Below are 12,540 nucleotides of genomic sequence, written 5' to 3'. Positions count from 1 at the left end.
GCCCGGAGCAGCCGAGGTCTGGCCCGGAGCAGCCGAGGTCTGGCCCGGAGCAGCGAAGCTCTGGCCCGGAGCAGGCCACGTTGTCACCGCGATGCGGCACACTGGATGTTTGGCCGCATCTGCGGTCGATGTCTGTGACCGGGATCCGCGGTCGGGACGCGCGGTCGGGAACCACCGTCGGCGTCGTGCCGGATCCGCACCGGGATTCCCCGGTCGACGGCCGAAGAGCGAAAGGCGAGGCGCGTGAACGGACCTCTCATCGTCCAGAGCGACAAGACGCTGCTCCTGGAAGTGGACCATGAGCTGGCGGACGCCTGCCGGCGGGCCATCGCGCCCTTCGCGGAGCTGGAGCGGGCCCCGGAGCACATCCACACCTACCGGGTGACGCCCCTCGGGCTGTGGAACGCGCGGGCGGCCGGGCACGACGCCGAGCAGGTCGTGGACGCGCTGGTGCAGTTCTCGCGGTATCCCGTGCCGCATGCGCTGCTCATCGACATCGCCGAGACGATGTCCCGGTACGGGCGGCTCACGCTCGTCAAGGACCCGGCACACGGGCTCGTGCTGACCACCACCGACCGCCCGGTGCTGGAGGAGATCCTGCGGTCGAAGAAGGTGCAGCCGCTGGTCGGGGCCCGGCTGGACCGCGACTCGGTCGTGGTGCATCCGTCCGAGCGCGGGCAGATCAAGCAGACGCTGCTCAAGCTGGGCTGGCCGGCCGAGGACCACGCCGGTTACGTCGACGGCGAGGCGCACCCGATCGAGCTGGCCGAGGACGGCTGGGCGCTGCGGCCGTATCAGCGGCAGGCCGTGGAGGGGTTCTGGCACGGCGGCTCCGGTGTTGTCGTGCTGCCCTGCGGTGCCGGAAAGACGCTGGTCGGGGCCGGGGCGATGGCCGAGGCCAAGGCCACCACGCTGATCCTGGTGACGAACACGGTCTCGGCCCGCCAGTGGAAGCACGAGCTGGTCCGCCGCACCTCGCTGACCGAGGACGAGATCGGCGAGTACAGCGGCACGCGGAAGGAGATCCGGCCGGTCACCATCGCCACGTACCAGGTGCTGACGACCAAGCGGAAGGGCGTCTACCCGCACCTGGAGCTCTTCGACTCCCGGGACTGGGGCCTGATCGTCTACGACGAGGTGCATCTCCTCCCCGCGCCCGTCTTCAAGTTCACCGCCGACCTCCAGGCCCGGCGGCGACTGGGACTGACCGCGACCCTGGTGCGCGAGGACGGGCGCGAGTCGGACGTGTTCTCCCTCATCGGTCCCAAGCGGTTCGACGCTCCGTGGAAGGAGATCGAGGCGCAGGGGTACATCGCGCCCGCGGACTGTGTCGAGGTACGGGTCAATCTGACCGACTCGGAGCGGCTGGCGTACGCCACGGCCGAGACCGAGGAGAAGTACCGCTTCTGCGCGACCACGGACAGCAAGCAGCGGGTGACCGAGGCGCTGGTCCGGCGGCATCAGGGCGAGCAGACACTGGTCATCGGGCAGTACATCGACCAGCTGGACGAGCTCGGCGAGCATCTGGACGCGCCGGTGATCAAGGGCGAGACGACGAACGCGCAGCGCGAGAAGCTGTTCGGGGCCTTCCGGGAGGGCGAGATCTCCGTTCTCGTCGTCTCGAAGGTCGCCAACTTCTCCATCGACCTTCCCGAGGCGACGGTCGCGATCCAGGTGTCCGGCACCTTCGGCTCGCGCCAGGAAGAGGCCCAGCGGCTCGGCCGCGTACTGCGCCCGAAGGCCGACGGCCACGAGGCCCGCTTCTACTCGGTCGTCGCCCGCGACACCATCGACCAGGACTTCGCCGCCCACCGCCAGCGCTTCCTGGCCGAGCAGGGGTACGCGTACCGGATCGTGGATTCGGACGAGCTGCTGTCGGCGGACGAGGACGTGTGAGCGGCGGCCTCCCACAGAGGGTGTGAGCGCAGGGGGTATGAGCGCCGGGGGTGTGAGCGCCCCGGACGGGGGGGCTCAGCTGGTGCGGCTCCGCGTGTCCGTCTCCCGGGCCGCGCGCGCCGGGGGGACCCGGCCGGATTCGTGGGCCTTCGCTGACTCGGGGGGCTTTCCGGACTCGGGGAGCTTCTCGGACTCGGGGGGCTTTCCGGACTGGCAGGCCTTCCCGGGCTCGTGGGGCTTGCCGCCCGCGAGGGTCCTCTTCCCGGGCTCGTCGGAGTGGCTGTGGCGAGCTTCGGAGGGGCCGGAGGCACCGGCGGCGCCCCGGGTCCACCAGACCAGCGCCGCGAGCAGCGCCAGTCCGAGCACGGCGTACGGCGCGGCGAGCGGCTGCTGCCACCACGAGTAGCGAAGGTCGAGTTCGCCCTCGTGCGGCAGCACCCACATCGTGCGGGCGGTGAAGACGACGGTGACGACGGCCAGCAGCGCCCGGCGCCGGGCGACACCACGCGTGTGCGCGGCGAGCGCAGCCAGCAGCGGGACGCACCAGACCCAGTGGTGGGACCAGCTGATCGGCGAGACGAGCAGCGCCGTGACCGCCGTGCACAGCACGCCCCAGGTGTCGAGGCCGCGCCGCAGATAGACCCGGCGGGCCGCATAGAGCCCGGCCATGGCGGTGAGCAGCGTGGGCGCCACCCACAGGACGCCCGGCTCGGGGTCGTGCAGGACCCGGGCCAGCAGGCCCTGGAGGGACTGGTTGTCGACGATCCACGCCTTGCCGACCCGGCCGGTCTCGAACATCCGCCGCGTCCAGAACTCGACGCTCGCCTCGGGCAGAACGAGCAGGCCGAGCAGCACGGAGACGGCGAACCCGGCGAGGGCGGTGCAGGCGGCCTTCACCCGCCCGGTGACGAGGAGGTAGACGGCGAAGAGGGCGGGGGTGAGCTTGACGCCGGCCGCGATGCCGGTGGCGAAGCCCTTGAGTCGGGCACCGTCGGGGCGGGTCAGGTCCCACAGGACCAGGCAGGTCAGGGCGAGGTTTATCTGGCCGAAGACGAACGTCTGGAAGACCGGTTCGATCCAGAGGCCGAGTGCGGTGCCGGTGAGCAGAGTGGGCGCGGCGTGCGCGGCCTTGCCCAGGCCCACGGCCTTGCAGGACAGGTGGATCAGCAGGGCGAGGAGGGCCGCGTTGACGAGAACACCGGCGACTTTGAGGGTGCTGAGCGAGAGCCAGGTCGTAGGGATGAACAGAAAGGCGGCGAAGGGCGGGTAGGTGGCCGGGAGTTCCCACTTGGTGACGGTGAAGCCGTAGAGATCGCCGCCGGTCAGCGCGGCCTCGCCCTCCGCGCGGTAGACGACTATGTCGGACATCGGGAGCGGCTGGACCTTGTACAGCAGCCAAAGCCCGGCGAACGACGCCACGAGCAGCGCTGCCGCGATCACCAGACGACGGGGGCCGGCGACGCTCTGCGCCCAGGTCCGCCTCCACGACCACACCTGTGTCCCGTCGGCGGCAGACACCGCTGTCCCCTCCCCGTCGCCCTGGACGCGCTCTCAGCGGCGACGCTAGTGGATCGAGGCCGACCGTCCGTAACGGTTTCCGGTCATCCGGGTGTCCGAGCGGGGTCGGCTTCCTGCACGCGAATCTGCGAACTTGATCGAGATCGTCGGTGTGGGTCAGCCGGTGGGCAGGGTGGGGTCTTTCGGTGTTCGTCGCCAGGTGTGTGCGGGAGGCCGGTCGTCGTCATCGGCGTACTCGCCCAGGATGGCGACGCTGAAAGCCGCCGTGACGAAGACCTTGACCGCGCGGAGGGCGTTGCCCAGCACATAGCGGTGCTCGGGGGCGCCGTGGGCGCCATGACCGGGGCCGGCGCCGAGGGCCGTGGCGCCCTTGATCGGGTGGTGAACGGGGCCTGGAGGAATAGCTGCGCTGCTCATGTCTCCATCATGAATTTCACGCGATTGGCGCACATCGGTCCAAGGGTCCATCTCTCGTCAGCCGAAAGTCAGACCCCGGGCCCATCGCACCCCCTACGGAAGATGGACAGGGCCGGCGACGTCCACCCCGGGTACGGCAGCCGCGCCTGCGGCGGCCGGCCGATGTCCTGCCGTCGAATATCCGTTGGCGCCCCTGAAAACCGCTGACTACAATCGCGCGTCTGCCTGCCTCCCGTCGGGGAGTGCCGCCGTCCGGACGGAAACCGGCCGGCCCTTCGCTGCACGCCGATGACCAGCTCCACGCACCGACACCGGCCCGCCGTGACCGCTCTTCGTGGCGCGCGCCCGCCGTAGTGCCACCCCACCGGAGGCCACACCGTGCCCTCGCACGCCCACCCGTCACCCGACCACCACCCCTCATCGCCGGCGCTACGCGCCGAAAGCCCCGATCCGTCGCCCGACCACCGCCCCTCACCGCCGGCGCCACGCGCCGAAAGCCCCGACCCGGAGCACCCGCACCCCGACCCCCTCCACCGCGAACGCTCCCACCTCGCCTCCTCCCGTGCCGCCCTGCGCGCCATGCGCGAGGACGCCGAAGCGCTCAACATCGCCGACGTCACCGCGAACTGGGTCAACGCCGAGGTCCTCCAGGGTGAGATCGACGCCCGGATCAAGGCACTCGCCGACCTCTCCCACACCCCGCTGTTCTTCGGCCGCCTGGACTATCTGCACGCGCCCGGGATCGACCTCGCCGAGGGCGCAGCCGGAGAGAACTTCTACATCGGGCGGCGGCATGTCCACGACGCCGACGGCGACCCCATGGTCATCGACTGGCGCGCACCCGTATCGCAGCCGTTCTACCGGGCCTCCAAGAAGGACCCGATGGATCTGAAACTGCGCCGCCGATTCGGCTACACCGGCGGCGAGTTGACCGCGTACGAGGACGAGCATCTCGCCGACCCGGAGGAGGCGGCGCTGACCAGCCGGCTCCTCCAGTCGGAGATCGAGCGCCCGCGCGTCGGCCCGATGCGGGACATCGTCGCCACCATCCAGCCGGAGCAGGACGAGATCGTGCGTGCCGGGATCGGCGGCTCGGTCTGCGTCCAGGGGGCGCCGGGCACCGGGAAGACCGCGGTCGGCCTGCACCGTGTCGCGTATCTGCTGTACGCGCACCGGGAGCGGCTGGCCCGTTCCGGCACCCTCGTGATCGGCCCGAACCGCTCCTTCCTCCACTACATCGAGCAGGTGCTGCCCGCCCTGGGTGAGCTGGAGGTCAAACAGGCCACGGTCGACGACCTCGTGGGGCATGTGGAGGTGCGCGGCACGGACGAGGCGGCCGCGGCGACGGTCAAGGGCGACGCACGGATGGCGGAGGTGCTCAGGCGCGCCGTCCGGTCGCACATCACCCTGCCGCAGGAGCCCTGCGTGGTCGTCCGCGGCTCCCGTCGCTGGCGTGTACCGGCCTATGAACTGGAGGAGATCGTAAGGGAGTTGATGGCCCGCGAGATCCGCTACGGCGCGGCGCGGGACGCGCTGCCGCAGCGCATCGCCCACGCCGTACTGGTGCGGATGGAGCAGGCGGGCGAGGCGCCGGACGACCGGGTGCAGGACGCGGTGGCCCGTAATGCCGCCGTGAAGGCCGCGGTCAAGGCGGTGTGGCCGCCGGTCGATCCGGCGAAGCTGGTGCTGCGCCTGCTGGGCGACGCCGATTTCCTGGCCGAGCAGGCGGACGGCATCCTGACGCCCGACGAGCAGAAGACGATCCTCTGGGTCAAGCCGGCCCGCAGTGCGAAGAGCGCCAAGTGGTCCGCCGCGGACGCGGTGTTGATCGACGAGGCGATGGACCTGGTGGCGCGCACGCACTCCCTGGGCCATGTGGTCCTGGACGAGGCGCAGGACCTGTCACCCATGCAGTACCGGGCGGTGGGCCGCCGCTGCTCCACGGGGTCGGCGACGATCCTCGGGGACATCGCCCAGGGCACCACCCCATGGGCCACGAACACCTGGCAGGAGGCGCTGGCCCACCTGGGCAAGCCGGACTCGGCCGTCGAGGAGCTGACGCAGGGCTTCCGCGTGCCGCGCGAGGTCATCGCCTACGCGTCCCGGCTGCTGCCGGCCATCGCCCCCGACCTGACGGAGGCGACCTCGATCCGCGAGTCCGCTGGCGACTTCGAGGTCCGCACGGTCGCGGCGGACGAGCTGGACGCCGCCGTCCTCTCGGCCTGCGAGGAAGCGCTGACCAAGGAGGGCTCGATCGGCCTGATCGCGGCCGAGGCCCGGATCCCGACTCTCCGCGCGGCCCTGGAGGCGGCCGGCGTGCACTGCCTGGCACCGGGCGAGGAGACCTCCGCCGAGTCCCGGCTGACGCTGGTGCCGGCCACGCTCGCCAAGGGCCTCGAATACGACTACGTGGTGCTGGACGAGCCGGCGGCCATCGTGGACGGCGAACCGGACGAGCGCACCGGACTGCGCCGCCTGTACGTGTGCCTGACCCGGCCGGTCTCCGGGCTGACGGTGGTCCATGCGGCGGGACTGCCGGAGCAGCTGGCCGGGGACGCCGGCTGACGCTCGAACCTGTGGGCAGCGGCGGGCTCGGTGATGGGAGCCGAGACCGCCGCTGCCGTTGCCGCTGCCGTTGCCGCTGCCGTTGCCGCTGCCGTTGCCGTTGCCGTTGTCTCCCAAGGGCCGTCACCAGGGCGGTCAGCTGGGCGTCACCGGGGACCGCCGACCAGGGCGCACCACCCCCGGCCCTGCACCCGCCACCACCCCACCCCGCTAAACCGCCACCACCCCGTCCAGCACCTCCCGCCACTCCCGTACCGCCGCCGCGTCCACCGGGGCGGACCACCCGGCGGGGCGGGCCGCGCCCCCGATGTGGAACGCGTCGAGACCGGCCGCGCGCAGCGCCGGCAGATGGCCGAGCCCGAGTCCGCCGCCGACCAGGATGCGGGGCCGGTACCCGGGCTCGCCCACCGCCGTACGGGCCTGCTCGGCGATCAGCGTCGACAGCCCCTCGTCCACGCCGTGCACGGAACCGGCGGTCAGGATCGTGTCGAGACCGGCCGCGACACCGGGGAACCCGGCCGGCCCGCCGACCCCAGCCGGCACCGCCAGCCCCGCCAGCTCCTTGCGCAGCGCGGCCCGGTCGGCGGCCCGGTCGATGGCCCGGTGGAAGGTCCAGCGGCAGCCCTCGATCACCTCGGCCAGCGCGCGTACGGCGTCGAGATCCGGCCGTCCGTCCGGGGTCAGGAAGCCGAGTACGAACTCGTCCGCGCCCTCCGCCCGCAGCGCCGCCGCGTCCTCGCACAGCGCCGCCACATCGCCGGCCGCGAAGCCGTCGGCGGCCCGCAGCATCACCCGCAGCGGGATGTCGACGGCCGCCCGGACGGCCGCGAAGGTGGCCCGGGACGGCGTCAGCCCGTCGGCCGCCATGTCCGTGACCAGCTCCAGACGGTCGGCTCCGCCTGCCTGGGCGGCGACCGCGTCCTCCGGGCCGAGCGCGATCACCTCCAGGAGTGCGCGCTTGCTCATATGACCCCAATCCTTGACGAGGCGACGACAGATCTAGTTGACAGGTCTAGTCCAATATCCAGCGTAAGCGCTGGTGCGCGCTCCGGCAGCCACATCGCCGCCGGACACGACCGCAAACCGCCGGAAACGCCCAAACGAGCGCCCGACGCGTACCTCCCGCGCGACGCACAACCCCACATTGGTGCGGGTGGGAACCACGACCCAGATGAGCAATACGCCCTTTCCGTAAGGGCGTTACGGCACACGTGCCCGTGCCCCCTCGGCGCTGGGGGGGGAGCCGAATGCCCGAAGGGAATGCCGTCCCTTCGGGGAGGGGAGCAGTCCATACGGGATCGGCATGAACAACGGCCGCGCCGGGACCGCCCCCGGACATGACGCGGCGTGAGGAGACCCCGGCCTCCCGTGGCCTGGCTCGCACCTCCGCCTGCCGCCGCCCGTTCGGGTTTTTCCCCGTGCACAATGATTCGTATGACTCCACTGTCCCGTGCTGTGGACAACACCGACCTGGCCCCGGAGCTGCGCAGACGCTGGGCTGCCACCGTGGCCGAAGCCCGGAGCCCCGTGGCCCGCGAGGGCGCCGCTCGGCCCGACCCCGCCCCGTACGCGGACGATCTCCTGGCGCGGTGGAGCGAGCCGCAGCGGCGCTATCACACGGTCGGCCATCTGTCCGACGTCCTGGACCGCATCGACGAACTCGCCACCTTCGCGGATGACTTGCCCGTCGTGCAGCTGGCGGCCTGGTTCCATGACGCGGTCTACCGCCCGGACCGCTCCGAGAACGAGGAGCGCAGCGCCGCCCTGGCCGAGCGCGCACTGCCCGAGCTGGGCGTCGGGCCGGTCCGTACGGCCGAGGTGGCCCGGCTGGTGCGGCTCACGGTCACCCACGATCCGGCGCCCGACGACCGTGACGGCGATGTGCTCTGCGACGCCGATCTGGCCGTGCTCGCCGGTTCGCCGGACGGCTATGCGGCGTATGCCGCCGCCGTCCGCGAGGAGTACGCGTTCGTGCCCGATGCCGAGTTCACCGTCGGCCGGTCCGCCGTGCTGCGCCAACTCCTCGCGCTACCCCGCCTGTTCAGGACCCCGATGGGCTACGACCGGTGGGAGCATGTCGCGCGCCGCAACCTCGCCACCGAGCTGGACCTGCTGAGCGGCTGACCTGCTGGGCGGCTGAGCTGCTGGGCGGCTGACCTGCTGCGGAGGTATGGGCAAGGTCACTCACACCGGCACCCCCCGCCGGGAATGTAAGGCCCTCATCGGGTGTTGGATGCTGACATGCCACCTCCTGATATGCCCTCCCCTGCCGAACGCGCCCGCATGCCCATAGCCGTGTACGTCCTCGGCCTGTCCGTTTTCGCGCTCGGTACGAGCGAATTCATGCTGTCCGGCATCCTCCAGCCGCTCGCCCGTGACCTGCATGTTTCCATTCCGCAGGCCGGGCTGCTGGTCTCGGCGTTCGCGATCGGGATGGTGGTCGGCGCGCCGGTCCTCGCCGCGGCGACGCTCCGGCTGCCGCGTCGTACGACCCTGATCACGCTGCTCGCGGTGTTCGGGCTCGGGCAGGTGGCCGGCGCGGTGGCGCCTTCGTACGGGGTGCTCTTCGCCTCGCGGGTGGTGAGCGCGCTGGCCTGCGCGGGCTTCTGGGCGGTCGGCGCGGCGGTCGCCGTCTCGCTGGTCCCGGTGACGGCGCGGGCCCGTGCGATGGCCGTCATGGTCGGCGGGCTGAGCATCGCGAACATCGCGGGTGTGCCGGCGGGCGCGCTGCTCGGGCAGCACGCCGGGTGGCGCGCGGCGTTCTGGGCGGTGGCCGGGCTGGCCGCGGTCGGCCTGGTCGGGGTGATCGCGCTGGTGCCGTTCACGGCCGTGCCGACCGGCGACGACCGACCGCAGCTCCGCCGCGAGCTGGCCATTTACAAGGACAAGCAGGTCTGGCTGGCGCTGACCGCGACGGCCATGAACGGCGCGGCGGTCTTCGCGCTCTTCTCCTATCTGTCGCCGCTGCTGACCGACACCGCGGGGCTCGCCGAGAGCTGGGTGCCGACGGTGCTCGCGCTGTTCGGGGTCGGTGCGCTGATCGGTACGTTCCTCGGGGGACGGTTCGCCGACGCGCACCTGTTCCGGATGCTGTTCGTGGGTATTTCGGCGTCCACGACCGTGCTGGCCGTGCTGGCGCTGACCGCGCACAGCCCGGTCGCCGCCATCGGGCTGTCGCTGTTGCTCGGGGTCACCGCCTTCGCCACGGCGCCGGCGCTCAACGCCCGGATGTTCAACGTGGCCAACGCGGCGCCGACGCTGGCGGGCGCGACCACCACCGCCGCGTTCAACATCGGCAACACGCTCGGCCCCTGGCTGGGCGGTCTGGTCATCGGCGCCGGGTGGGGCTATCCGGCGGTGGCGTGGACCGGCGCGGCGCTGGCAGCGGTGGCCGTGGGCACCACGGCCGTCGCCTTCCGGCTGCACCGTGCGACGAACCACTCCCGGCTCGTCGCGTCGTCGACGGTCGTCGCACCGGTTCCGGAGGGCGCGGAGCGGCCTTGAGGGAGGGCGCGAAGCGGTTCTGAACGAGGGCGCGCGGAGCGGCTCCGGGCGAGGGCGCGGAGCGGCTCCGGGCGAGGGCGCGGAGCGGCTCCGGGCGAGGGGCCGGCGGCTCCGGGCTAGGGCCGGGCTGCCGGCTCGGGGCACCGGATCGGGTCGCTGCGCGGCAGGCGGTGTGCCCCCGGTCAGGCGCCGCCGCCGAAGGTCCACCGGGTCTGGCCGTACGTCTCGCCCCGGGCGAAGCCGAAGGCCGTGGCGGGCTCGACCCGGAAGACCACGGCCCGGTTGCCCGCGCCGTGGAACGCGCCGTCGCGCACCTCGAACCGCCAGTCGCTGCCGTATTTGGCGACGTAGAGATCGGCCAGGCCGCGCAGCGTCATCTCGTCCTCGACCCGGACCGCCTCGCCCTCGACGATCACGTCCAGGCCGGCGTGCAGATCGTTGCCGCCGGCCGTGGAGGTGGTCAGCACACAGTGCGGGTTGACCGCGAGGTTCTTGGCCTTGCGCTCGTCCGGACCGGTGCAGAAGTGCAGCGCACCGTCCGCCCATACGGCCAGCAGCGGGGTGACATGCGGACGGCCGTCCGGGCGGACCGTGGAGAGCCAGAAGATCTCCGCCTCGGTCAGCCCGCCGACGGCCGCGGCCCAGTCCGTCGCCGTGGCGCCCTCGCTGCTGTAGGCCGGGTGGAGCTCGGTGACCGGTTCCTCGGCTGACAAGACTGTCCCCTTTCGGTGCGGCACGCCGTCATAGCCATGGTGCTGGCGCGGCCTCGGCCCGGTGGCGGCGCCACGCCGCCAGGGCACGGTCCGATGGGTCGGGCCTGCCGGCCCTAGGTGCCGGGTGCCGCGCGGTTCTTGGGGCGGCGCAGGCCGGCGGCCGTCAGCCGGCGCAGCAGTTCCTTGCTGCCGACCTCCACCGCGCCGGCGCGCACCGCGTCGCCGTACCGCTCCGCCGGCACGTCGTAGTGGTCGCGCTCGAACCCCCGCCGGGGCGCGCCGATTCCGGCCGCGAAGCGGTGCAGTTCGTCGAAGGAGACATCGCTGATCAGATGCGACCACATGCGGCCGTGGCCCGGCCAGGTCGGCGGATCGATATAGATCGCCACGTCAGATGTCCGCGGAGGTGCGGAGCCTGCCGACGGGGGCGACCGCGACCGCCGTCTTGGGGCAGACCCAGTGCGGGTCGGGCCCCAACTCCGGCTCCACGTCGAGCGCGTGGGGATCGCCGGACGTGGTGCACACGGGGCACAGGGGCCAGCGGCCGTACCGCTCCAGGAGGGCGTCCTGGACGTCCTGTGCTATCAGCCCCGCGACGAACGCCGCGCCCTCGGGCCACTGCTCCACCCACCATCGGCGGTGGACGACCGCGTCCTCGACCAGCGAGACGATGTCGGCGTCGGCGACCTCGTCCGCCACCAGGTCTGCGAGCACCAGGGCCCGCGCGGCATGCAGTGCCTGTTCCAGCTCCATGCCGTCCATTGTCGCGCGGAACACGGACACCGCCGCACGGTTGTCCACAGGCTCGGTCCGGTCGGGCGACTTGTCCACAGCTCCTCACGCAGGGTATTGACGCACGACGCCGTTGAAATTACTTTTCAGATGTGAGCAGCAGCGTGAAAGAAACTTTCAGCGACATTCCCCTCGACACCCGACCCGCACCGGCCCCACCGGCGCCCGCCGCACTGGCCTCCAAGGTCCGCACGCTCGCGCCGACCATGACCCGCTCCATGCAGCGCGTCGCGGAAGCCGTCGCGGGCGATCCGGCCGGCTGCGCCGCCCTCACCGTCACCGGGCTCGCCGAGCGGACCGGCACCAGCGAAGCCACCGTGGTCCGGACCTCCCGGCTGCTCGGCTACCCCGGCTATCGCGATCTGCGCCTCGCGCTGGCCGCGCTCGCCGCCCAGCAGGCGGCCGGCGGCGCACCCGCGGTGACGGCGGACATAGCGGTCGACGACTCGCTCACCGACGTCGTGGCGAAGCTCGCGCAGGAAGAGCAGCAGTGTCTGGCCGACACCGCTGCCGGGCTCGACGTCACCCAGCTGGAGGCGGCCGTCGGCGCTCTGTCCAGCGCCCGCCGTATCGATGTGTACGGCATAGGGGCCTCCAACCTCGTCGGCCAGGACCTCGCCCAGAAGCTGCTGCGCATCGGCCTGATCGCGCATGCGCACTCCGATCCGCACCTCGCCGTGACCAACGCCGTGCAGATGCGGACCGGCGACGTCGCCATCGCGATCACCCACTCCGGGCGGACCACCGATGTCATAGAGCCGCTGCGGGTCGCCTTCGACCACGGCGCGACGACCATCGCGATCACCGGCCGCCCGGACGGCGAGATCGCGTCCTACGCCGACCACATCCTGACCACCTCCACCGCCCGCGAGAGCGAGCTGCGGCCCGCCGCGATGTCGTCCAGGACCAGCCAACTCCTCGTCGTGGACTGCCTGTTCATAGGCGTCGCCCAGCGCACGTACGAGACCGCGGCGCCCGCCCTGTCCGCGTCGTACGAGGCCCTGGCGCACCGCCACTCCCCGCGCCCCCAGCGCTGAGACCCGCAGCCGCCCCCGCACCCGCGGTCCCCGCGTCACACGCGCCGTACAGATCCACTCGTACAGATCCAGCCGTACAGATCCATACGCCCCGGAAA

Annotated in this window: 11 protein-coding genes; 5 read left to right on the top strand and 6 right to left on the bottom strand. The window is 72.1% G+C overall.

The features are described 5' to 3' along the window. Window positions 1-243: 243 nt before the first annotated feature. Window positions 244-1,896, top strand: a complete 1,653-nt coding sequence (locus FCH28_RS17045; protein ID WP_136740892.1) for a DNA repair helicase XPB — start codon at window positions 244-246, stop codon at window positions 1,894-1,896. 75 nt (window positions 1,897-1,971) lie between these two features. Here FCH28_RS17045 and FCH28_RS17040 read toward each other — a convergent pair whose 3' ends face one another. Both FCH28_RS17040 and FCH28_RS17035 read right to left on the bottom strand, forming a co-directional pair. After that, window positions 1,972-3,414, bottom strand: a complete 1,443-nt coding sequence (locus tag FCH28_RS17040) for a glycosyltransferase 87 family protein (protein WP_246102933.1) — start codon at window positions 3,412-3,414, stop codon at window positions 1,972-1,974. Between the two features lie 156 nt (window positions 3,415-3,570). Further along, entirely contained in the window at window positions 3,571-3,831 is a 261-nt protein-coding gene (locus tag FCH28_RS17035; protein ID WP_246102932.1) for a hypothetical protein, read from the bottom strand. A 378-nt stretch (window positions 3,832-4,209) separates the two neighbouring features. Here FCH28_RS17035 and FCH28_RS17030 point away from each other — a divergent pair, with 378 nt between their 5' ends. Continuing rightward, window positions 4,210-6,396 carry a HelD family protein gene (locus FCH28_RS17030; protein ID WP_136740891.1) on the top strand — a complete coding sequence of 729 codons (2,187 nt, stop codon included), beginning with the start codon at window positions 4,210-4,212 and terminating at the stop codon, window positions 6,394-6,396. A 210-nt stretch (window positions 6,397-6,606) separates the two neighbouring features. Here the strand turns inward: FCH28_RS17030 and FCH28_RS17025 are convergent, their stop codons facing one another. Next, window positions 6,607-7,362, bottom strand: coding sequence for a copper homeostasis protein CutC (locus FCH28_RS17025; protein WP_136740890.1), 756 nt, complete (start codon window positions 7,360-7,362; stop codon window positions 6,607-6,609). A gap of 468 nt (window positions 7,363-7,830) precedes the next feature. Between FCH28_RS17025 and FCH28_RS17020 the strand changes: the two genes are divergently transcribed. Together FCH28_RS17020 and FCH28_RS17015 are read left to right on the top strand one after the other, a co-directional pair. Beyond that, entirely contained in the window at window positions 7,831-8,520 is a 690-nt protein-coding gene (locus FCH28_RS17020; RefSeq protein WP_136740889.1) for an HD domain-containing protein, read from the top strand. Window positions 8,521-8,637: 117 nt separating this feature from the next. Then, window positions 8,638-9,900, top strand: coding sequence for a Cmx/CmrA family chloramphenicol efflux MFS transporter (locus FCH28_RS17015; RefSeq protein WP_425471944.1), 1,263 nt, complete (start codon window positions 8,638-8,640; stop codon window positions 9,898-9,900). Between the two features lie 182 nt (window positions 9,901-10,082). On the opposite strand, the gene FCH28_RS17010 is transcribed toward FCH28_RS17015, so the two are convergent. From FCH28_RS17010 to FCH28_RS17000, 3 genes are all read right to left on the bottom strand, one after another. After that, window positions 10,083-10,613, bottom strand: a complete 531-nt coding sequence (locus FCH28_RS17010) for a pyridoxamine 5'-phosphate oxidase family protein (RefSeq protein ID WP_136740888.1) — start codon at window positions 10,611-10,613, stop codon at window positions 10,083-10,085. 113 nt (window positions 10,614-10,726) lie between these two features. After that, the gene (locus FCH28_RS17005; RefSeq protein ID WP_136740887.1) at window positions 10,727-11,002 is read right to left on the bottom strand and encodes a DUF4031 domain-containing protein; all 276 of its coding nucleotides are present in this window, start codon (window positions 11,000-11,002) and stop codon (window positions 10,727-10,729) included. 1 nt (window position 11,003) lies between these two features. Further along, a complete protein-coding gene (locus FCH28_RS17000) occupies window positions 11,004-11,366 on the bottom strand; it encodes a hypothetical protein (protein ID WP_425471953.1) in 363 nt (120 codons plus the stop codon). A 131-nt stretch (window positions 11,367-11,497) separates the two neighbouring features. Here FCH28_RS17000 and FCH28_RS16995 point away from each other — a divergent pair, with 131 nt between their 5' ends. Further along, a complete protein-coding gene (locus tag FCH28_RS16995; protein WP_187363852.1) occupies window positions 11,498-12,442 on the top strand; it encodes a MurR/RpiR family transcriptional regulator in 945 nt (314 codons plus the stop codon). The last annotated feature ends 98 nt before the right edge of the window (window positions 12,443-12,540 follow it).

The organism is Streptomyces piniterrae, assembly GCF_005048155.1.
Classification (GTDB): domain Bacteria; phylum Actinomycetota; class Actinomycetes; order Streptomycetales; family Streptomycetaceae; genus Streptomyces; species Streptomyces piniterrae.
The sequence above is the reverse complement of the archived record's forward strand: the minus strand, read 5'-3'. Positions and strand labels throughout refer to the sequence as shown.